23 protein-coding genes are annotated in these 20,484 nt (G+C 71.5%); 10 read left to right on the top strand and 13 right to left on the bottom strand.

Translation table 11 applies throughout. The features are described from left to right. Positions 1-5 precede the first annotated feature (5 nt). Complete coding sequence (locus tag NJ376_RS10890) at positions 6-368, top strand: hypothetical protein (protein ID WP_252953278.1); 363 nt, start codon at positions 6-8, stop codon at positions 366-368. A 51-nt stretch (positions 369-419) separates the two neighbouring features. On the opposite strand, the gene NJ376_RS29290 is transcribed toward NJ376_RS10890, so the two are convergent. Both NJ376_RS29290 and NJ376_RS10885 read right to left on the bottom strand, forming a co-directional pair. After that, entirely contained in the window at positions 420-659 is a 240-nt protein-coding gene (locus NJ376_RS29290; protein ID WP_370288178.1) for a YrhB domain-containing protein, read from the bottom strand. 172 nt (positions 660-831) lie between these two features. After that, the gene (locus NJ376_RS10885) at positions 832-1,518 is read right to left on the bottom strand and encodes a DNA-3-methyladenine glycosylase family protein (protein WP_252953277.1); all 687 of its coding nucleotides are present in this window, start codon (positions 1,516-1,518) and stop codon (positions 832-834) included. A 195-nt stretch (positions 1,519-1,713) separates the two neighbouring features. On the opposite strand from NJ376_RS10885, the gene NJ376_RS10880 reads away from it, so the two are divergent. From NJ376_RS10880 to gshB, 4 genes are all read left to right on the top strand, one after another. Then, positions 1,714-2,433: a response regulator gene (locus NJ376_RS10880; protein ID WP_252953276.1), complete on the top strand. Its 720-nt coding sequence runs from the start codon at positions 1,714-1,716 to the stop codon at positions 2,431-2,433. Beyond that, positions 2,430-3,860 (top strand): ATP-binding protein, encoded by a 1,431-nt coding sequence (locus NJ376_RS10875; protein WP_252953275.1) that lies wholly within the window; start codon positions 2,430-2,432, stop codon positions 3,858-3,860. The genes NJ376_RS10880 and NJ376_RS10875 overlap by 4 nt, the downstream gene beginning before the upstream one ends. 97 nt (positions 3,861-3,957) lie before the next feature. Then, complete coding sequence (locus NJ376_RS10870; protein ID WP_305879974.1) at positions 3,958-4,752, top strand: FTR1 family protein; 795 nt, start codon at positions 3,958-3,960, stop codon at positions 4,750-4,752. 177 nt (positions 4,753-4,929) lie between these two features. Continuing rightward, positions 4,930-5,874, top strand: coding sequence for a glutathione synthase (gshB, locus tag NJ376_RS10865; RefSeq protein ID WP_252953274.1), 945 nt, complete (start codon positions 4,930-4,932; stop codon positions 5,872-5,874). 173 nt (positions 5,875-6,047) lie between these two features. Here gshB and NJ376_RS10860 read toward each other — a convergent pair whose 3' ends face one another. From NJ376_RS10860 to aqpZ, 10 genes are all read right to left on the bottom strand, one after another. Next, the gene (locus NJ376_RS10860; protein WP_252953297.1) at positions 6,048-6,521 is read right to left on the bottom strand and encodes a phosphoribosyl-ATP diphosphatase; all 474 of its coding nucleotides are present in this window, start codon (positions 6,519-6,521) and stop codon (positions 6,048-6,050) included. A 48-nt stretch (positions 6,522-6,569) separates the two neighbouring features. Beyond that, entirely contained in the window at positions 6,570-7,343 is a 774-nt protein-coding gene (gene hisF, locus NJ376_RS10855; protein ID WP_252953272.1) for an imidazole glycerol phosphate synthase subunit HisF, read from the bottom strand. Between the two features lie 116 nt (positions 7,344-7,459). Continuing rightward, on the bottom strand, positions 7,460-8,239 hold the full coding sequence (locus NJ376_RS10850; protein WP_252953271.1) for a substrate-binding domain-containing protein: 780 nt from the start codon (positions 8,237-8,239) through the stop codon (positions 7,460-7,462). Between the two features lie 164 nt (positions 8,240-8,403). Continuing rightward, on the bottom strand, positions 8,404-9,150 hold the full coding sequence (hisA, locus tag NJ376_RS10845) for a 1-(5-phosphoribosyl)-5-[(5-phosphoribosylamino)methylideneamino]imidazole-4-carboxamide isomerase (protein WP_252953270.1): 747 nt from the start codon (positions 9,148-9,150) through the stop codon (positions 8,404-8,406). Positions 9,151-9,158: 8 nt separating this feature from the next. Then, positions 9,159-9,740, bottom strand: coding sequence for a GNAT family N-acetyltransferase (locus NJ376_RS10840; protein WP_252953269.1), 582 nt, complete (start codon positions 9,738-9,740; stop codon positions 9,159-9,161). Next, a complete protein-coding gene (hisH, locus tag NJ376_RS10835) occupies positions 9,737-10,399 on the bottom strand; it encodes an imidazole glycerol phosphate synthase subunit HisH (protein WP_252953267.1) in 663 nt (220 codons plus the stop codon). The genes NJ376_RS10840 and hisH overlap by 4 nt, the downstream gene beginning before the upstream one ends. Further along, positions 10,396-10,794 (bottom strand): DUF2628 domain-containing protein, encoded by a 399-nt coding sequence (locus NJ376_RS10830; protein WP_252953266.1) that lies wholly within the window; start codon positions 10,792-10,794, stop codon positions 10,396-10,398. The genes hisH and NJ376_RS10830 overlap by 4 nt, the downstream gene beginning before the upstream one ends. A gap of 59 nt (positions 10,795-10,853) precedes the next feature. Further along, on the bottom strand, positions 10,854-11,477 hold the full coding sequence (gene hisB, locus NJ376_RS10825) for an imidazoleglycerol-phosphate dehydratase HisB (protein WP_252953265.1): 624 nt from the start codon (positions 11,475-11,477) through the stop codon (positions 10,854-10,856). Between the two features lie 108 nt (positions 11,478-11,585). Then, positions 11,586-11,822 (bottom strand): hypothetical protein, encoded by a 237-nt coding sequence (locus NJ376_RS10820; RefSeq protein ID WP_252953264.1) that lies wholly within the window; start codon positions 11,820-11,822, stop codon positions 11,586-11,588. Positions 11,823-12,095: 273 nt separating this feature from the next. Beyond that, complete coding sequence (gene aqpZ / locus NJ376_RS10815) at positions 12,096-12,872, bottom strand: aquaporin Z (RefSeq protein ID WP_252953262.1); 777 nt, start codon at positions 12,870-12,872, stop codon at positions 12,096-12,098. A 128-nt stretch (positions 12,873-13,000) separates the two neighbouring features. Between aqpZ and hslV the strand changes: the two genes are divergently transcribed. Together hslV and hslU are read left to right on the top strand one after the other, a co-directional pair. Then, positions 13,001-13,564: an ATP-dependent protease subunit HslV gene (hslV, locus tag NJ376_RS10810; protein ID WP_252953261.1), complete on the top strand. Its 564-nt coding sequence runs from the start codon at positions 13,001-13,003 to the stop codon at positions 13,562-13,564. Further along, a complete protein-coding gene (gene hslU / locus NJ376_RS10805; protein WP_252953260.1) occupies positions 13,564-14,886 on the top strand; it encodes an ATP-dependent protease ATPase subunit HslU in 1,323 nt (440 codons plus the stop codon). Before hslV ends, hslU begins: the two co-directional genes overlap by 1 nt. Positions 14,887-14,952: 66 nt before the next feature. Here the strand turns inward: hslU and NJ376_RS10800 are convergent, their stop codons facing one another. Further along, a complete protein-coding gene (locus tag NJ376_RS10800; protein ID WP_252953259.1) occupies positions 14,953-17,022 on the bottom strand; it encodes a molybdopterin-containing oxidoreductase family protein in 2,070 nt (689 codons plus the stop codon). 77 nt (positions 17,023-17,099) lie between these two features. On the opposite strand from NJ376_RS10800, the gene NJ376_RS10795 reads away from it, so the two are divergent. From NJ376_RS10795 to sucC, 3 genes are all read left to right on the top strand, one after another. Continuing rightward, a complete protein-coding gene (locus NJ376_RS10795; RefSeq protein ID WP_252953258.1) occupies positions 17,100-17,894 on the top strand; it encodes an EcsC family protein in 795 nt (264 codons plus the stop codon). 409 nt (positions 17,895-18,303) lie between these two features. Beyond that, positions 18,304-19,257, top strand: a complete 954-nt coding sequence (gene mdh / locus NJ376_RS10790) for a malate dehydrogenase (protein WP_252953257.1) — start codon at positions 18,304-18,306, stop codon at positions 19,255-19,257. A 28-nt stretch (positions 19,258-19,285) separates the two neighbouring features. Beyond that, the gene (gene sucC, locus NJ376_RS10785) at positions 19,286-20,482 is read left to right on the top strand and encodes an ADP-forming succinate--CoA ligase subunit beta (RefSeq protein WP_252953256.1); all 1,197 of its coding nucleotides are present in this window, start codon (positions 19,286-19,288) and stop codon (positions 20,480-20,482) included. The last annotated feature ends 2 nt before the right edge of the window (positions 20,483-20,484 follow it).

The following is a 20,484-nucleotide window of genomic DNA, read 5'->3' as shown; positions in this document are numbered from 1 at the left end:
CGTCCATGATCCCGATCGAGCCGGAATACACCACCCACAATACGGTCGAGGAGCCCTGGCGGGTGGCCCGGCTGATCCGCACCGACGGCAGGGTGCGGGAGATGCTGCGCATCCTGACCGCGGAGGTGAAGGAGGGGGAGGGCAGCCAGGGCGAGTTCATCTGGACCCGCCACGTGCTGCGCCTGCATGACGACCGCGGCACGCTGCAGGCGCATGTCACCGCGGCGCTGGGCGGCTCCGCCTGGCTGGCGGTGCTCGGTATCGCCCTGTCCCGCGCCTGGGACAGCGAGGATGAGGGCGAGGTGGAGTTCGTGGTGGAGGGCGAGCCGATCCCCTGGCCGCTGGAGGCGGTGCTGGGCGAGCCTTGAATGCCGTCTCTGAATGGGATCGGAACGGCTCTCCCCGCCGCCAAGAAGGGTTCAGGTTGGCTCGCCATATCTTTGAAGCACGTCCGATGGCGTTCGATCTAGCGAACACCCTTCGAGTACCCTTCCATTATCGAGCACGACCACTGGGCCATGCCCGGCAAGCATTTCTGAGAATGCTCTCGTCTTCACGTAAGATCGAGACTGGTAGTGGAACGCCCAGCCATTGTCGAGACGCTGGGTCCCATTCGGAACCGCCGCAAGGGCTACTCCGATCTCTCCTGCCTTGCCCACCAGAAACCCAGCGAAAACTGCCTCAGCCTTCTCTGTCCACGCGGCATCCACTTGCGAAGAAGCCTTATTCAGCCGTCTAACTTGCGCTGACCACCCATTGCAGCCGTTCCGCTCTCATTCAGAGGTGGTCAGTCGGGCGCGGCGGGAGCACGTGGCGCCGCGAGGGCGCAGGTCAGCCATCCTCCACCACCGGCCGGCCGGTGACGAAGCGCCAATGGTGCCAGAGCAGCCGCGCGGCGAGCGAGCGCCAGGGCACCCAGCGCTCCGCCGCCATCGCCGCCAGCAGTTTGGGTGTCGGCCGTGCCTCCAGCCCCAGCAGATGCGCGGCGCTCGCTGCCAGGGCCAGGTCGCCGCTCGGGAAGATGTCCGGGCGCTGCTCGGCAAACAGCAGGTGGATCTCGGCGGTCCAGGGACCGAGCCCCTTCACCGCCACCATGCGCCGCACCGCCTCCGCATCCGGCAGCGCCGCCAGCGCGGCGAAATCCAGCCGGCCGTCGAGGCAGGCGGTGGCGAGCGACCGCGCATGCGCCGCCTTGGGGCGGGACAGGCCGGCGACGCCGCAGAGCGTCGCATCATCCATCGCCAGCAGCCCCGCCGGCTCCAGCGCGCCGGGCAGGGCGGCGAGGCGCTTCCAGATGGCCGCCGCCGCCTGGTTGCTGATCTGCTGGCCGCAGATCGCCCGCAGCAGGCCGGGGAAGCCGGGTTGGCGGGTGCGCCAGGGCAGCGGGCCGGCCGCGGCCTCGATCGGCGCCAGGGCCGGATCGGCGGCGATCAGCGCCGCCAGCCCGGCCTGCGCCCAGGGCGGCGGTAGGGGGTAGGAGGGGGGCGGCGGGGATGGCGGGGAGGAGAGGGAATCCATCCCCGCCGCCTGTAGCGCATCGGCCCATTGACGGGGATGGGTCGGGGCCACACAGGGGAGATCGGCCCCGGATGTTGCCGCGCGAAGCCCCAGGGCGTGCCGAATTGCAACACTCTGCTACTGCCGGCGGAGTCGGCAACCTGGGGAAATATGAGGCAGGTGAAATCCGGCCCGGATTGTTATGTAACAGCGGCCATGGAACCTCAGCCCCATATCCTGGTCGTCGACGATGACCGGGAGATCCGCGACCTCCTCTCCAGATTCCTGGAGCGCCAGGGGATGCGCGTCTCCGCCGCGCGGGACGCCAAGGAAGCGCGGAAGCTCTGGCCGCTCGGGCGCTACCATCTGGTGGTGCTGGACCTGATGCTGCCGGGGGAGAGCGGGCTGGACCTGGCGAAGTGGCTGCGCAGCCAGGCCGAGGTGCCGATCGTCATGCTGACGGCGATGAGCGAGGAGACGGACCGCATCGTCGGCCTCGAGCTCGGCGCCGACGACTATCTCGGCAAGCCCTTCAACCCGCGGGAACTGCTGGCCCGCATCCGCGCCGTGCTGCGGCGGGCGAGCGGGGAGGGGACGGGGCCGAAGGAGCCGCCGCCCAAGGCCATCCATTTCGCCGGCTGGATGCTGGAGCCCGCCCGCCGTCGCCTGGTGAACCCGGACGGGGTGGAGGTGCCGCTGACCGGGGGCGAGTACGAGCTGCTGCAGGTGCTGGTGGAGCGGCCGAACCGGGTGCTGACCCGGGACATGCTGATGGATCTGCTGCGCGGCCGCCAGGCCGGGCCCTTCGACCGGGCGATCGACGTCGCCGTCTCCCGCCTCCGCCGCAAGCTGGAGGATGACGGGCGCAACCCCAACCTCATCAAGACGGTACGGGGCGGCGGCTATGTGCTCGCCGCGACGGTGGACCGGAATTGAACGCCGCCTCCGGGCGGGAGGCGAGCGGGGCCGCGCGGGAGGGGCGCCCGGAGGGGTCTCCCGCGCCGCCTGCCCCCTGGCGGCTGCCGCGGCTCTGGCCGCAGAGCCTGGCCGGCCGCACCTCGCTCGTCCTGCTGCTCTCCCTCACCGTCATCCAGGCGCTGGGGCTGACGATCCATGCGCTGGACCGCGTCGATCTGCAGCGTTTCTCCCAGGGGCGGGAGATCTCGGCCCGCGCCATCAGCGCCTGGCGCACCGTCATCCTGGCGCCGCCGGAGCGGCGGCAGCAGATGCTGGCCGAGCTGGAGATGCCCCAAGGGCTGCAGGTGACGCTGGACGATGCGCCGCGGGCCCGGCGCGACCTGCCGCCCCTGCCGCCGCCCATCATCGGCATGCTGCGGCTGGATGTCATCGGCCTCGGCCCGCCGCGCTTCCGGCCGCGCGACGTCATCACCTCCTGGGGCGGGCCGGGCTCTCCGGAATTCCTTGTCTCCCTCCGCCTGCCGAGCGGGGAGTGGCTCAACCTCCATATCCTGCTGCCGCCGCCGCGGCCCTGGCATTCCGAGACCTTCCTCATCGCCTTCCTGGCCATGACCCTGGCGGGCGGGCTGCTGATCTGGTGGGCGACGCGGCGGCTGACCCGGCCGGTCAGGGTGCTGGCGGAGGCGGCCGACCGGCTGGGCCGCGACGTGAACGCGCCGCCCTTGCCGGAGGCCGGGCCGAGCGAGGTGGCGACCGCGGCGCGCGCCTTCAACACCATGGCGGAGCGTATCCGCCGCTTCGTCGGCGACCGGACGCAGATGCTGGCCGCCATCGGCCATGATCTGCGCACGCCCATCACCCGGCTGCGGCTGCGGGCCGAGTTCATGGAGGATGACGAGCAGCGGCGGAAGATGCTGGCCGATCTCGAGGAGATGGAGGCGATGGTGGCCGCGACCCTCGCCTTCGCCCGGGACGATTCCGCGACCGAGCCGACCACCGCCCTCGACCTCGCCGCGCTCTGCCGCACCGTGCTGGACGAGGCGGCGGATGCGCGACCGGACATGGCGGAGGCGCTGAGCTTCGCCGGGGCGGAGCGGCTGGTGGTGCAGGCGCGCCCGGTGGCGATGAAGCGGGCGCTGGCCAATCTCATCGGCAATGCGCTGGCCTATGGCGGCAGCGCCCAGGTGACGCTGCTGCCCCCCGCCGCTCCCGGCCTGCCCATCCAGATCCGCATCGAGGATACGGGCCCCGGGATTCCGCCGGGGGAGCTGGAGGCGGTGTTCCAGCCCTTCCGGCGGCTGGAGGGCAGCCGCAACCGGGAGACCGGCGGCACCGGCCTCGGCCTGCCCATCGCCCGCAACATCCTGCGCGGCCATGGCGGCGATGTGGTGCTGCGCAACCGGCCGGGGGCCGGGCTGGTGGCGCTGGTGACCTTGCCCGCCTGATAGCCGGGGCATGAGCGGGATGTCACGCGACAGGGGCAGGGACCGGCGCTAAGGTAGTTGAGAATCATTCGCACTTGCAGACAAGCCACAGGTGACCATGTCGAACGCCGTCGAAGCCGCCCTGATCCTGCTGCGGGAAGGGCTGGAAGCCATCCTGGTCCTCGCCGCCCTGGCCGCCCTGCTGCGCCGCTTGGCGCCGGAGCGGATCGGCGCCCTCTGGGGCGGCGCCGGCCTCGGCCTGCTGGCCAGCCTGGCGACTGCCCTCGGCTACATCCTCTGGCGTGACGGGGTGCATGACGACACGGTGGAGGGCATCACCTGCCTGATCGCCGCCGCGTTCATGCTGTGGACCGGCGGCTGGCTCTGGCAGCGCTCCGACCCGCGGGGCTGGAAGCAGGCGCTGCAGCGCCAGGCGGAGGCGGCGCTGGCCGCCAGGCGCGTCGCCATCGCCATCGGCACCATCAGCTTCCTGGCCGTGTTCCGGGAGGGGGCGGAGACCATCCTCTTCCTTGCCGCCATGGCGCAGGATGGCGGCTGGGGCGGCATCCTGGCCGGGCTGCTGGCGGCCTCGCTGGGGCTCGCCGTGCTGTGGGTGGTGCTGAACCGGGCGGCGGTGCGGCTGCCGCTCGGGCCGCTGTTCAAGGCCACCTCGGTCTTCCTGCTGTTCATGGCCGCGCGCATGGTCGGCGCCGCCATCCAGGAATTCCAGGAACAGGCGATGGTCGGCTTCGACCCGGCGGAGCTGCCCGACTGGGTGGTGGATATCGGCGTCTCGCCGAGCTGGCAGGGAATCGCAGCCCAGGCGGCGATGCTGGTACTGGCGGGGGCGGTGTTGCTGCTGGCGCGGCGGGCAGTGCCGGCGGCGGGCTCGGCTCCGGCGGCGGCGGAGTAGCGGCCCCCGGACCTCCCAGCAGGGGGCTCTGCCCCCTGCAACCCCCGCCGGGGCCAGGATCTGGCCCCGGACCCCGGTCTGAGTTCAGAACCCAATCGGCGACATGGCGGCGACCCCTGGCGTTCGCCCCGAGGGCATGGCAGCAACGGTGCGACAACCCTCCGGGGAAGACCGCCAATGTCCCGAGCCCTCCGCGTCGCGGTCCAGATGGACCCGATCCAGTCCATCAACATCGACGCCGACAGCACCTTCGCCCTGATGCTGGAAGCCCAGGCGCGCGGCCATACGCTGTTCCACTACCATGTCCGGGACCTGGCCCTGACCGGCGGCAGGCTCATCGCCCAGGCGGAGCCGGTGACGGTGGAGCGCAAATACGGCGCCCATTGGCAGTTCGGCGAGGCGCTGGAGCTCGACCTCGCCAGCTGCGACGTGGTGCTGATGCGCCAGGATCCGCCCTTCGACATGGCCTACATCACGGCCACCCACCTGCTGGAGCACATCCACCCCAGGACCCTGGTGGTGAACGACCCGGCCAGCGTGCGGAACGCGCCGGAGAAGCTCTTCGTCCTGCATTTCCCGGAGCTGATGCCGGAGACGCTGGTGACGGCGGACCGCCGGCAGATCCTGAAATTCCGCGAGAAGCACGGCGACATCATCATCAAGCCGCTGTTCGGCAATGGCGGCGCCGGGGTGTTCCACCTCAAGCCCGGCGATTCCAACCTGAACAGCCTGGTCGAGATGTTCACCGAGCGGAGCCGCGAACCGCTGATGGTGCAGCGCTACGTGCCGGAGGTGCGCAAGGGCGACAAGCGGATCATCCTGGTGGATGGCGTGGCCATGGGCGCCATCAATCGCGTGCCGGCGGAGGGCGAGGCGCGCAGCAACATGCATGTCGGCGGCCGGCCGGAGCGGACCACGCTGACCGACCGGGAGAAGGAGATCTGCGAGCGGATCGGGCCGGAGCTGAAGGCGCGCGGCATGATCTTCGTCGGCATCGACGTGATCGGCGGCTACCTGACCGAGATCAACGTGACCTCGCCCACCGGGCTGCAGGAGATCGCGCGCTTCGACGGGGTGAACCTGGCCGGGGCGATCTGGGACGCGATCGAGGCGAAGCGGTAGGCGGGGCGCTGCCCCACGCCCTGGCAGAGGGCTCTGCCCTCTGCACTCCCGCCGGGGCCAGGACCTGGCCCCGGGCCCCGGTCCGAGTTTGCCGGTTCAGCCTGCCGCCTCACACCGGGGTCCGGGGAGGGGGCCCCTCCCCGGCGGGGGTATGGGGGCGGAGCCCCATTCTCTCACGGCAGCTTCGTCGTCCTGGCCGCCCGGACGATCCCCTTCGGCCGCGCCGCCTTCTCGGCGATGCCGCTGATGCCCTCGCGCCGCTGCAGCTCCGCCCAGACTTCCTCCGGCTTGATCCCGGCATCCACCCAGACCACCACCAGGTGGTAGAGCAAATCGGCGCTCTCCAGGATCGTCTCGGCACGGTGGCCCTGCGTCGCCTCGATGACGCATTCCACCGCTTCCTCGCCCAGCTTCTGCGCCACCTTGGCGGTGCCGCGTGCCATCAGCCGGGCGGAATGGGAATGGTTCACGTCGCCGGATAGGCGCCGCTGCTCCACCGTCTGCCACAGCCGGTCCAGCACCGTGGCGTCGCCGCCGGCGGCGGCGATGTCGAGCGGCTTCAGGATGCGCTTCTCCACTGACCGGACGGATTTCGGCGGCTTCTTCGCCTTGGCCTTCACCGGCGGGGCGGGCACCGCCACCGGCATCGGCAGGCGGGCCGTCTTGGTGGCTTTCTTCTTCGGGCTCTTCGGCATTCAGGCGGCCTCCGCCGGCAGCGGCCGCACCGGCAGGCCGGCGGAGGCCAGTGCCGCCTTGGCATCCCCGATCCGGAACTCGCCATAATGGAATACGCTGGCGGCGAGCAACCCGCTGGCCCCGGCCCTCGCCCCCTCGACGAAATGCTGCACGCTGCCGACGCCGCCCGAGGCGATGATGGGCACCGGCACGGTGGCGCGGACGGCCCGCAGCAGCTCCAGGTCGAAGCCGGATTTGGTGCCGTCCCGGTCCATGCTGGTCAGCAGGAGCTCCCCGGCGCCGGCGGCGGCCATGCGGGCGGCCCATTGCACCGCATCGATCCCGGTGCCGCGGCGGCCGCCATGGGTGAAGACCTCCCACCGCCCCGGTGCGGATTGCCGCGCGTCCACCGCGACGACGATGGCCTGGCTGCCGAAGGCCTCCGCCGCGCGGGTGACGAGTTCCGGCTCCGCCACCGCGGCGCTGTTGATGCTGACCTTGTCGGCGCCGGCCAGCAGCAGGCGGCGGCAATCCTCCACGCTGCGCACCCCGCCGCCGACGGTCAGCGGGATGAACACCTCGGCGGCGGTGCGGGAGACGACGTCATACATCGTGTCCCGGTTTTCATGCGTCGCGCCGATGTCGAGGAAGGTGATCTCGTCGGCGCCCTCCCGGTCATAGGCGCGGGCCTGCTCCACCGGATCCCCGGCATCGCGCAGCGCGACGAAATTCACGCCCTTGACGACGCGGCCGTCCTTGACGTCGAGGCAGGGGATGACGCGCAGCGCGAGCATCGCAGGGGCCCTCCGGCGGGGCGCGCCTGGGACGCGCCAAAGGGGTAAGGGGGGCGGCCCCCATGGCGGGGATGCGCGGCGAGGTCAAGCGATGTTGCCGCGCCATTGCCCCGCCGTCAGCGTGGCAGCGGGATCAGCCCGGTGGCGGCGATGGTCGGCCGCGCCTCCGGCCCGTGCAGGAAGGCGATGAGCTGCCGCGCCAGCTCCGGTTGCTGCGACTTCGCCGCGAGGCCGGCGGCGAAGATCGTCACCTGCTGGGTTTCGCGCGGGATCTCGCCGACGAAATCGGTGCCGGGTTCCGGCAGCAGCTCGCTCACCTGCTGGAAGCCGATCTCCAGCTCGCCGCGGGCGACGCGGCTGGCGACGCGGTCGGTGACGACGCGGACCGCCTTCGGCATCACCTGCTCGGCCACGCCGAGCCGGGCGAAGAGCTCGTTGGAGAGGTAGGTGCCGGAGGCGCTGGCGGAATAGCCGATGGATTTCGCCTCCAGCAGGGTGCGGCGGAACGCCTCCACGGTGGAGATGTCCGGCCGCGGGGCGCCGGCGCGGACCACCATGCCGATGGTCGATTCCACCAGGTCGGTGCGGCTGCCGGGGACGACATGGCCGGCGGCGACGAGCTGGTCCAGCGCCGGGGCGGCGAGGATGACGACGTCCGCCGTTTCGCCCTTCTGCAGCCGCGCCGGGATGGCGGTGGGCGAGACGCCCATGGAGGAGCCGCGGACGATGGTGATGCGGTGGCCGGTCGCGGCCTCGAATTGCGGGGCGAGCTTGCCGAGGGCGGCGTCGAACCCGCCGGAGGTCATGACGACGAGCTCGGCGGCCTGGGCGAGGAGCGGCGCGGCAACGAGGAGCGCCGCGAGCAGGGCGCGGCGGGCGAGGACGGGCATTCGCATGGGACGTTTCCCCCTGACAGGCTGGAGGGAGCCTAACCCCGGGCCGTGACCGACGCCAATGGAACGCCCGCTGACCGAATACCGCTTCCTGGCGGTGCTCAAGGGGGTAAGCGGTGGGCCGGAAACCCGGACGGGGTTTTGGGGGCAAGGTCCCCGATGCCGACCTATCCCGCCAGCGCCAGCGCCGCCCTGGGGTCCACCCGCCCGTCATAGAGGGCGCGGCCGATGATCACGCCCTCGATCCCCTCCGCCGCGACGGCCGCCAGGGCTTCGAGATCCGCCAGCGAGGCCACGCCGCCCGAGGCGATGACCGGCAGCTTCACCGCCCGGGCCAGGGCCAGGGTGGCCTCGACATTCACCCCGCCCAGCATCCCGTCCCGGTCGATGTCGGTGTAGATGATGGCGGCCGCGCCGGCATCCTCGAAGCGCTTGGCGACGCTCTCGGCCGGCAGGGTGCTGACCTCGGCCCAGCCCTCGGTCGCCACCATGCCGCCCTTGGCGTCGATCCCGAGGGCCACCCGGCCGGGCCAGGCGCGGCAGGCTTGCAGGGCGAACTCCGGGTCCTTCACCGCGGCCGAGCCGAGGATGATGCGGCTGACGCCGCTGGCCAGCCAGGCCTCGGCGGTCGCCATGCTGCGGATGCCGCCGCCGAGCTGCACCTTGACACCCCCGGGGACGTCCTGCACGGCGGCGAGGATGGCCTGCACCGCCGCGGCATTGGCGGGGCGGCCGGCGAAGGCGCCGTCCAGGTCCACCACATGCACCCAGCCGAAGCCGGTGGCGGCGAAGCTGGCCGCCTGGACTGCCGGGTCCGTGCCATAGACCGTGGCCTGGTCCATCTCCCCGCGCTTCAGCCGGACCACCTGGCCGCCCTTCAGGTCGATGGCGGGGTAGAGGGTGAGCTTCGCCATGGCGGGTCCTACTGGCTCAGCCCCAGCACCTGGTCGGTGCTGCGGCCGCGGCCGGGCTCCAGGGGCTTGTAGTAGTAATGGCCCGCCACGGTCTGGCCGCGCACCCGCGCATAGGCCGGGTGGGTGCCCCAGCGGATATAGCCCATGCCCTCGAAGAGGTTGATCGCGGTGTGCTGCGTCTCCCGCACATCCAGGTTGAGGACGCGGTGGCCGAGGGCGGCGGCGCGCTCCTCCACCCGCCGCAGCATCAGCCGGGCGAGGCCATGGCCGCGGGCATAGGGGGCGATATAGGCGTGGGTCAGGTTGGCGCCCATGGCCTGCGCCTCGTTGTTGCGGGGCGGGCGGACGAGCTGGGCGCTGCCCACCACCATGCCGTCCAGCCGGGCGACGAACAATTCGCGTTCGGGCACCAGCAGGACGCCGCGGAAATGCCGCTCCAGCGCGGCGCGGCCCTGGGGCTCGATCCAGCCGAAGCCGCCGCCCTCGATGATGGCGGCGTCGGTTGCCTCGCAGAGCTCCGCCATGTCGTGGTCGGAGAGTTCCGTGACGCGCTCGACCAGCAGATGGGCGGTGGAAGGGGCCTCGCTCATGGCATCCAGCGCAGGAAATTGCCGAGGAGGCGGAGCCCGACCGTGGCGCTCTTCTCGGCGTGGAATTGCGTGCCGGCGATGTTGCCGCGGCCGATCATGGCGGGGACCGGGCCGCCGTAATCGGTGGTGGCCAGGATCTCCTCCTCCCGGCCGCCGGCCAGGGCGTAGGAGTGGACGAAATAGGCATGCTCGCCGGGGGCGATGCCCGCCAACAGGGGGTGGCGCCCGGCGGGGAAGTCCAGCGTGTTCCAGCCCATCTGCGGCAGGGGCAGGGGGGCGCCGGCGGCATCCTTCGGGACCATCGGCGCCATGTCGCCGGCGATCCAGCCGAGGCCGGGGGTCACGCCATGCTCCAGGCCGCGCTGCACCAGCACCTGCATGCCGACGCAGATGCCGAGCAGCGGCGTGCCGGCAGCGACGCGCTCGTTCAGCGCCTCCACCATGCCGGGCAGGGCGGCGAGGCCGCGCATGCAGGCGGCGAAGGCGCCCTGGCCGGGCAGGATGATGCGGTCGGCGCGGCGGACCGCCTCCGCCGTCCGCGTCACCTCGGCGGCGATGGGGAGGCCGGCCGTGTCAGCGGCCCGTTCCAGGGCGCGCAGCACGGAGGCGAGGTTGCCGGAGCCGGGATCGACGACGGCAATGGGCAGCTTCGCGCTCATGCCCGGGCGGCGGCCAAGGGGGCGGCCAAGGGGGCGGCGAGCGCGGGGCGCTCGGCCAGCAGGCGGCGCAGCGCCTCCTCCGCATCCCGCGCCGCGACCAGGGCGCCGAGAACGTAGCCGCGCCGGCCGAGGGCGGCGGCGCGCAGATCCTGCGCCATGGCGCCGAGGAGGAATTGCCCGGCCAGCAGGCAGGGCAGCACGGCCCCGCCCGGCGCCAGGCCGAGCAGCAGCAGGCAGAGGCCGAGCCAGATCGCCGCCTCCAGCCAGAGGCGGTGCCGCAGCAGCCAGAGCGGGCCGAACAGGAAGGCGCCCCAGGCGAAGCCCTCCTGCAGCATCAGCGCGGGGCGGGCAGGTACGGGCCGGGCAGGGGCAGGGGGCGTGCCGGTCGCAGGCACGCTGCCTCTCCGCGCAAGGCTGCTGGCCTCGGGCGGAAGATGGACGGTCCAGACGCGCATCAGGCCTCCAGCACCCCCTTGGTGGAGGGGATCGCATCCGCGGCCCGGGAATCCAGCTCCACCGCCATGCGGAGGCTGCGGGCCAGTGCCTTGAAGCAGGCCTCGGCCACATGGTGCGCGTTGGTGCCTGCCTTCAAGGTCAGATGGAGGGTGATGCCGGCATTGAAGGTGAAAGCGCGGAAGAATTCCTCGAAGAGCTCGGTATCCATCGTGCCGACCTTGTCGCGCTGGAAGGGCACGGACCAGGCGAGGTAGGGGCGGCCGGAGATGTCGATGGCGGCCTCGGCCAGCGCCTCGTCCATCGGCAGCAGGGCATGGCCGTAGCGGCGGATGCCGCGCTTCTCCCCCAGCGCCTGGCGCAGGCACTGGCCGAGCACGATGCCGACATCCTCGGTGGTGTGGTGGCCGTCGATATGCAGGTCGCCCGTGGCCTGCACCTCGAGGTCGAACAATCCGTGGCGGCCGAGCGCCGTCAGCATGTGGTCGAGGAAGCCGATGCCGGTGGCCACGCGCACCTGGCCGGTGCCGTCCAGCGTCAGCGTGGCGCGGATGTCGGTTTCGGCGGTCTTGCGGGCGATGGTGGCACGGCGTGCCTCGCCCTGCCCTGCGGTGGCGGCGTCCATGTGGCGCTCTCTACGCCGCGGCCGGCGGGTTGGCGAGAGGCAAGGCGGCCAGGGGGCGTGGCCGTCCTGCCACGTCCCGGTCAGCTGTCCGACAGGGGGGCTGCGGCATCACCGGGGGAGCTGCTGCCAGCCCCAATTCGCGAGGTTGAACAGGATGCCGCTGGCGGCGACCAGGGTGAGGGATTCCCCCGTGAGCCCGGCCGCGGCGGCCGAGACCAGGGGCAGCGCCCAGGCGAAGCCGGCTTCCAGCAGCGCCGGGCCGGTGCGGCCATGGCGGTCGATCAGTGCCCAGGCGAGCAGGGCGCCGAGGCATTGCAGGAGAACGTGGGCGGTAAAGACAGGCATGGCGCCTTGAACCACAAGTTGTGTGCCGGCACCAAGGATATTGAATACGAAAGTCCGACCGGCCGGACCGGAGCCAGGGTGGGCATGGGCGCCCCAGGTTCCGGTCGGGCCGCCCGGAGGCCGCTCCGGGAAGCGGAGGGATTTGGCGGAGCGCCAGACCCGCTGCCGTCCGATGCCCTTCCGCGGCTTGGCCGCGGAAGGCTGTGCGAAGCTTCTGGAGTTCAGCGAATCCGGGGGGCCACAAAGCCGTGCAGCGGCTTTGTGGGGAAGCCCCTAGCGCGGCGGGCGGGCCGTGGCCGGGGCCAGGGGCTCGCCCGGCTCCCGTGCCGCCAGCCGGGCCGCCGCCTCGCGCTCCGCCACCTCATCCACCGCCCCCAGCCAGGAATGCACCAGCCCGGCCACCACCGCCCCGGCCAGGGGCGCCAGCCAGAACAGCCAGAGCTGCCCCAGCGCCCAGTCCCCGACGAAGAGGGCGGGGCCCGTGCTGCGGGCCGGGTTCACGCTGGTATTGGTGACCGGGATGCTGACCAGGTGGATCAGCGTCAGGCAGAGGCCGATGGCCAGCGGTGCGAAGCCCGCCGGCGCCCGGCTGCTGGTGATGCCGAGGATGACCAGCAGGAAGAAGAAGGTCATCACGAATTCGGCGAGGAAGGCGGCCGCCATGGAGTAGCCGCCGGGCGAATGCGCCCCGTAGCCATTGGCGGCGAAACCGGCGGCGGTGCTGAAGCCCTCATTCCCCGAGGCGATGAGGTAGAGGATCGCCGCGCCAGCGATGCCGCCGAGGAGCTGGGACAGGATGTAGCCCAGCGCCTCCCCGGCCCGCAGCCTGCCGGCCGCCACCAGCCCGGCGGTGACGGCGGGGTTGAAATGCGCGCCGGAGACATGCCCGACCGCATAGGCCATGGTGAGGACGGTGAGGCCGAAGGCCAGCGAGACGCCGACGAGGCCGATGCCGACCTCCGGGAATTTGGCCGCGAGCACGGCCGCGCCGCAGCCGCCGAGGACCAGCCAGAGCGTCCCCAGGAATTCCGCAACCAGCTTTCGTGACATGGACGTTCCCCGTGTAACTCTCCAGGTTTTTTGTATACTATTCATGCTGGTCCGTCATGCGGGGCGGGTGCGGCTCACGGGGAGGTGCGCCGTTGCAGCGAGGGGCCGGAAGCGCCATCTCCCGCGCCATGTCCACGATTCAACATGACCCTCTGGGCTGGCACGGCACCACCATCCTCTCCGTCCGCAAGGGCGGGATCGTCGCCATGGCGGGCGACGGCCAAGTCTCGCTCGGCCAGACGGTGGTGAAGGGCAATGCCCGCAAGGTCCGCCGGATTGCCGGCGGCAAGGTCCTGGCCGGCTTCGCCGGCGCCACCGCCGATGCCTTCACCCTGCTGGAGCGGCTGGAGGCGAAGCTGGAACGCTTCCCCGACCAGCTCGAGCGCGCCTGCGTCGAACTCGCCAAGGATTGGCGGAGCGACCGCTACCTGCGCCGGCTGGAGGCGCTGCTGGCCGTCGCCGACGCCAGACGCTCCCTGCTGCTGACCGGCCAGGGCGACGTGCTGGAGCCGGAGGATGCCGTCATCGGCATCGGCTCCGGCGGCAATTACGCGCTGGCCGCGGCGCGGGCGCTGCTGCCGGTGGAAGGGCTGGGGGCGGAGGAGATCTGCCGCCGCGCCATGAAGATCGCCGGCGACATCTGCGTCTACACCAATGGCAACATCGTGCTCGAAACCCTGGAAGCCGCCTGATGACCGACGCCGTCAACCTCTCTCCACGCGAGATCGTCTCGGAGCTTGACCGCTACATCGTCGGCCAGAAGGACGCGAAGCGGGCCGTGGCCATCGCGCTGCGCAACCGCTGGCGCCGGCAGCAGCTTCCCGAAGGGCTGCGCGAGGAGGTGGTGCCGAAGAACATCCTGATGATCGGGCCGACGGGCTGCGGCAAGACGGAGATCGCCCGCCGCCTGGCCAAGCTGGCCAACGCGCCCTTCCTGAAGGTGGAGGCGACCAAGTTCACCGAGGTCGGCTATGTCGGCCGCGACGTGGAAAGCATCGTGCGGGACCTGGTCGAGGTCTCCATCACCCAGACCCGCGAGGCCTCGCGCAAATCGGTGCAGGCCAAGGCGGAGCTGGCGGCCGAGGAGCGGCTGGTGACGGCGCTGGTCGGCGAGGGGGCCTCCGGCGAGACGCGGCTGAAATTCCGCCGCATGCTGCGGGAAGGCCAGCTCGAGGGCCGCGAGGTGGAGGTGCAGGTGGCCGATGCCGGCGGCGGGATGCCGATCGGCATGATCGACCTGCCCGGCGCCCAGGGCATCCAGATGCAGAACATGCAGGAGATGCTGGGCAAGATGTTCGGCGGCCGCACCAAGGCGCGGAAGATGACCGTCGCCGAGGCGCGCCAGGCCCTGCTGAAGGACGAGGCCGACAAGCTGCTGGACCAGGAGCAGCTGACCCGCGAGGCGGTGGCGAATGCCGAGAACAACGGCATCGTCTTCCTCGACGAGGTGGACAAGATCGCCCGCGGCTCGGAGAACGGCGTGAAGGGCGGGGATGTCAGCCGCGAGGGCGTGCAGCGCGACCTGCTGCCGCTGATCGAGGGCACCACCGTCACCACCAAGCATGGGCCGGTGAAGACGGACCACATCCTCTTCATCGCCTCCGGCGCTTTCCACCTGAGCAAGCCCTCAGACCTGCTGCCGGAGCTGCAGGGGCGGCTGCCGATCCGGGTGGAACTCTCCGCCCTGACCCGCGACGATTTCCGCCGCATCCTGACCGAGCCGGAGCATTCCCTCATCAAGCAGTATGTGGCGCTGCTGGGGACGGAGGGCGTGACGCTGGAGATGCGGGAGGATGCGGTGGACGCCATCGCCGACCTCGCCGCCGACATCAACGCCAAGGTCGAGAATATCGGGGCGCGGCGCCTGGCGACGGTGCTGGAGCGGCTGCTGGAGGAGATCAGCTTCACCGCCAGCGACCGCAGCGGCGAGAGCGTGCCGGTGGATGCCGCCTATGTGCGGGAGAAGGTGGGGCCGCTGGCCGGGAGCGCGGATCTCAGCCGGTACATCCTGTAGATACGGGCGTTATAACGTTCCCCTTCGGCCTTTGGCGGAAGGAGCTTGAGGAGGGCAGAGCCCTCCTCAACCCGCCGCCCGCAGCCACACCGCAATGTCGTGGAACGCGACACCCCCCGCCGGCGCCACCGGATCGGCGCCAACCAGCGCATTCACCCCGATGCCCTCCGGGAATTCCGCGCTGGGCGAGATGCCCTCCAGCGCCAGCACCCCTTCCAGCACGCCGTCGAACTGCATCGCCCGCAGCGTCAGCGCCCCCCGCGCATTGCCGATGCGCACCATCGCCCCGTCGGCAATGCCGAGCCGTGCCGCGTCCCGCGGGTGCACCCGCAGCAGCGGCGCCCCCTCCCGCTTTTTCGAGCCCGGGGTCTCGGTGAAGCTGGTGTTCAGGAAACTCCGGGCCGGCGGGGTGATGAGGCGGAAGGGCGTCTCCGCCCCCGCCCATTCCAGCTTCTGCCAGTAGCTCGGCAGGCAGGGCATCTCGCCGCCATAGGGGCCGAGCGCCGGCCAGTCCGGGCGGAAGCGGAAGCGCCCATCCGGCTGCGGGAAGCCCTCGAACGCCGCGCCGGAGGGGATGGCGTTCGGCACCGGCAGGAAGCCCGCCGCCACCGCCTCCGCCCAGCCGCCCTGGCCGGAGGCGCGGAGCGTCGCGTCCAGGATCTCGACATCGCTCATCCCGAAGCCGGGATGCTCCGCCCCCAGCCTGGCCGCCAGCCCCTGCACCACCGCGTGGTTGGGCCGCGCCTCGGCATAGGGCTCGATCACCTGCGGCGCCACTGTCAGCGCCGTGTGGCCGAGGCCCATGGTGATGTCGTTCTGCTCCAGGAAGGTGGTGGCCGGCAGGACGATGTCGGCGAAGGCGGCGGTCGGCGTCAGGAATTGCTCATGCACCGCGAGGAACAGGTCCTCCCGCGCCAGGCCACGGCGCACGGCGTGGCTGTCCGGCGCCACCTCCGCGCTGTTGGCGTTCTGGATCAGCATGGCCTTGACCGGCGGGCCGCCGCAGAGCGCGTCACGCTCCCCGTTCAGTACGGCGCCGATGCGGGACTGGTCCAGCACCCGCACCTTGGGATCGATCCGGTCGCTGGCCCAGGCAAGGCGCGTGTCCAGCCCCCAGCCATCCAGCGCGTAGAAGAAGGCGCCGCCGCCCTGCTTCGCCCAGGCGCCGGTCAGGGCGGCGAGGCAGGAGACGGCATGCATGGTGGCGGCGCCGTTGCGGTGGCGGGTGAAGCCAACCCCGGCGCGCAGGAACAGCCGCTCCGTGCCGATATAGAGCCGGGCCAGTTCCTCGATCTCGGCAACCGTCAGGCCCGTCACCTCCGCCGCCCAAGGGATGGAGTGGCCGCGAATATGCGCCTCCACCTCCGCCGACCAGTCGGTATGCTGCGCCAGGAAGGCCCGGTCCGCCGCCCCCGCCTCCAGCGCCGCCGCCATCAGCGCCAGGGCCAGGGCGGCATCCGTCCCCGGCCGCAGCACCAGGCCGAGATCGGCCGCCTCGATGGAGGGCGAGCGATAGGCGTCGATGACCACCAGCTTCGCCCCGCGCGATTTCCGCGCCCGCTGGATATGCGTCATCAGATTGACCTGGGTGGAGACCGGGTTGCCGCCCCACATCAGGATCAGATCGGCCTCCGCCACTCGCCGGGGGTCGCTGCCGCGGGCGGCGCCGATGCCGGCCTTCCAGCCCATCTGCGCCGGGGTGACGCAGATGGTGGAGATCTGCCGGGAATAGCCCATCACGTGCCGCAGCCGGTCGATCCCCCAGCGGGAAAGCACGCCGAGCGTCCCGCCGCTGTGATAGGGCCAGACCGCCTCCGGCCCGTGCTCCGCCGCGGCCGCCCGGAAGGCGGCGGCGATGCGGTCCAGCGCCTCCTCCCAGCCGATCTCGGCGAAGCGCCCCTCGCCCTTGGCGCCGGCACGCAGCAGCGGCCGTGCCAGCCGGCCGGGATGGTGCACCCGCTCCGCATAGCGGGCGACCTTCGCGCAGCAGGTGCCGGCCGTGTAGTCATAGGCTGCCGAGCCCCGCACCCGGCCGATGCGGGTCGGCGAGAGCTTCTCCACCTCCAGCACGCAGGCGCTTGGGCAGTCATGCGGGCAGGCGGTGCGGATCTGGCTGGGGGCGAGGCTGCCATCCATGGCGGGTCTCCGGGCTCCTCCCCACATCCTGCCGGGCCGGCGAACCCGGCGCCATCCCGAAGGTTATTCCGCGCACGATGAACGACCGAACCCTGCCCGTGCCCGCCACCCTGCCGGAGGAGGCCCAGGCGGAGCTGCAATCCGCCGTCGCCGTGCTGGAGGGGGTCTCCCTGCCCATGCGGCTCGCCGCCCTGGTCGGCAGCTCGGTCGACTCGCTGCGGCGGCGCCTGCCGGGGCCGGCCCAGCGCCTGCTGACGGCGGCGGTGGAGCGGGCGCTGGGGATCGCCCTGCGCACCGCGCTGCGGAGCGAGCCGGCGCGCAACCCGACGCCGCTCTCCGGCGCCTGGCTGCACCGGGGGCTGCTGGCCGCCTCCGGGGTCGCCGGCGGGGCGCTGGGCCTGCCGGGGACGCTGCTGGAATTGCCGGTCTCCACCACCCTGCTGCTGCGGCAGGTCGCGGCCATCGCGGCGGAGCAGGGGGAGGACCTGGCCCGGCCGGAGGTGCAGGCGGAATGCCTGAAGGTCTTTGCCCTGGGGGGCCGGGACCCGGCGGATGACGCGGCGGAGAGCGGCTATTTCGCCCTGCGCCTGGCCCTGGCCGAGACCTTGCAAGGCACGGTAGGGCGGGGGCTGGCCGGGCTGCTGCCGGGCTTCCTCGGCGCTGTCGCGGCGCGGTTCGGGGCGCCGGTGGCGGTGAAGCTCTCCGCCCAGGCGGCGCCGCTGCTGGGCGCGGCGGGCGGGGCGGCGGTGAACCTGGCCTTCCTGGAGCATTTCCGCGGCATCGCCACGGCGCATTTCACCATCCGCCGGCTGGAACGCCGGCACGGGCCGGTGCTGGTGCGGGCGGCCTATGAGGCGCTGCGGGCGGCGTGAGGGGGGACGCCGTCTCCCTCAAACTTCCCCTGCCAAAGGCTGAAGGGCCTTTGGAAACCTTGAGTTGGGGCCCGTCCCGTCCATGGTCGTTCGATCCGAACGCGAGCCGCCTTGTCCGTCGCAGACGGAAACGGCGACATAATCGCCGGATGATGCCGGCCCGCGACTCCAATCCCCACCGGGGCCGGGGCCAGGTCCTGGCCCCGGCGAGGGGGGGCGGCGCTGCCGCCAACGGGCAGCGCCCCCGGTCTTCCCCTTGTCGTTCCTGCAACTCGCCCGCCCATCCCGCGGGGCTCCGCCACCGGCCCCGGGCGCCGGCCGGGCCGCCTGACCCGCGCCTTGTCGCCCTTTCCGGGCCGGGCTAGGAAGCAGCGCAGCATTCGCATAGTCCACAGGCAAGGGACGCGTCATGGCCCGCAAGAAGATCGCGCTGATCGGCGCCGGCAACATCGGTGGGACGCTCGCCCACCTGATCGGCCTCAAGGAACTGGGCGATGTCGTCCTGTTCGACGTCTTCCCCGGCGTCGCCGCGGGCAAGGCGCTGGACATCATGCAGTCCGGCCCGGTGGACGGCTTCGATTCCAACATGGCCGGCACCGGCGACTACGCCGCCATCGCCGGCGCCGATGTCTGCATCGTGACCGCCGGCTTCCCGCGCATGCCGGGCATGAGCCGCGACGACCTGCTGACCAAGAACGCCGAGGTCATCGCCAAGGTCGGTGAGGGCATCAAGACCTACGCCCCGAACGCCTTCGTCATCTGCATCACCAATCCGCTCGACGTGATGGTGTGGGTGCTGCAGCAGAAATCCGGCCTGCCGCCGGAGCGCGTGGTGGGCATGGCCGGCGTGCTGGACAGCAGCCGCTTCCGCCTCTTCCTGGCCCAGGAATTCGGCGTCTCGGTCGAGGACGTGACCGCCTTCGTGCTGGGCGGCCATGGCGACACCATGGTGCCGCTGACCCGCTACTCCACCGTCGCCGGCATCCCGGTGCCCGATCTGATCAAGATGGGCTGGACGACGCAGGAGAAGATCGACGCCATCGTGAACCGCACGGCCAATGGCGGCGGCGAGATCGTGAAGCTGCTGGAGAAGGGCTCGGCCTTCTACGCCCCGGCCGCCTCGGCCATCGCCATGGCGGAGAGCTACCTGCTGGACAAGAAGCGGGTGCTGCCCTGCGCCGTGCTGCTGAATGGCGAGTACGGCCAGAAGGGCTTCTATGTCGGCGTGCCGGTGGTGATCGGCGCCAAGGGCGTGGAGCGCATCGTCGAGGTGCAGTTCACGCCGGAGGAGAAGGCCGCCTTCGACAAGAGCTGCGACGCGGTGAAGAAGCTGATCGAGGACTTCAAGAAGCTCGGCGTTTGATCCCACCCTCCGGCGGAGCCAGGCCAGCATGAACATCCACGAATACCAGGCGAAGGAGCTGCTGCGGCAGCGTGGCGTCGCGGTGCTGGAAGGCCATGTGGCCTGGACGCCGGAGGAGGCGGAGGCGGCGGCGAGGAAGCTGCCCGGCCCCATCTATGTGGTGAAGTCGCAGATCCATGCCGGCGGCCGCGGCGCCGGCCGCTTCGCCGATGACCCGAACGGCAAGGGCGGCGTCCGGCTGGCGAAATCGCCGGAGGAGGCGAAGGCCGCCGCCGCGGCGATGATCGGCCATACCCTCGTCACCAAGCAGACCGGGCCGGGCGGCAAGCTCGTCTCCCGCGTCTATGTGGAGGCGGGCTGCGACATCAAGCGGGAGCTCTATCTCGGCCTGCTGGTGGACCGCTCCACCTCCCGCGTGGTCATCATGGCCTCCACCGAGGGTGGCATGGAGATCGAGGAGGTGGCGGCCAGCCACCCCGAGAAGATCCTGAAGGTGCATGTCGATCCGGCCTCCGGCATCTCCGGCTTCCATGCGCGGAAGCTGGCCTTCGGCCTCGGCCTCACCGGCAAGCAGGTGGCGAGCTTCACCAAGTTCGTCACCAGCCTCTACGGCGCCTTCCTCGAACTCGACTGCGCCATCGTCGAGATCAACCCGCTGGTCGTCACCGGCGCGGGGGAGATCGTGGCGCTCGACGCCAAGGTCTCCTTCGACGACAACGCGCTGTTCCGCCACAAGGACCTCGAGGGCCTGCGTGACGACAGCGAGATGGATCCGAAGGAGCTGGACGCCACCCGCCACGAGCTGAACTACGTCGCGCTGGACGGCGAGATCGGCTGCATGGTGAACGGCGCCGGCCTGGCCATGGCGACGATGGACATCATCAAGCTCTACGGCTCCTCGCCGGCGAACTTCCTCGATGTCGGCGGCACGGCGAACGCGGCGCGGGTGACGGAGGCGTTCCGGATCATCACCTCGGACGCCAACGTCAAGGCGATCCTGGTGAACATCTTCGGCGGCATCGCCAAGTGCGACATGATCGCCAGCGGCATCGTCGAAGCCAGCAAGAACCTCTCCCTCTCCGTGCCGCTGGTCGTCCGGCTCGAGGGCACGAATGTGGAGCTGGGCAAGAAGATCCTGGCCGAGAGCGGCCTCGCCATCATCCCCGCCGACAACCTGGCCGACGCCGCCCAGAAGGTGGTCGCGGCGGTCAAGAAGGGCGCCTGAGC

The sequence above is a fragment of the Siccirubricoccus soli genome (genome assembly GCF_024178315.1).
In the GTDB taxonomy this organism is placed as follows: Bacteria; Pseudomonadota; Alphaproteobacteria; order Acetobacterales; family Acetobacteraceae; genus Siccirubricoccus; species Siccirubricoccus soli.
The sequence above is the reverse complement of the archived record's forward strand: the minus strand, read 5'-3'. Positions and strand labels throughout refer to the sequence as shown.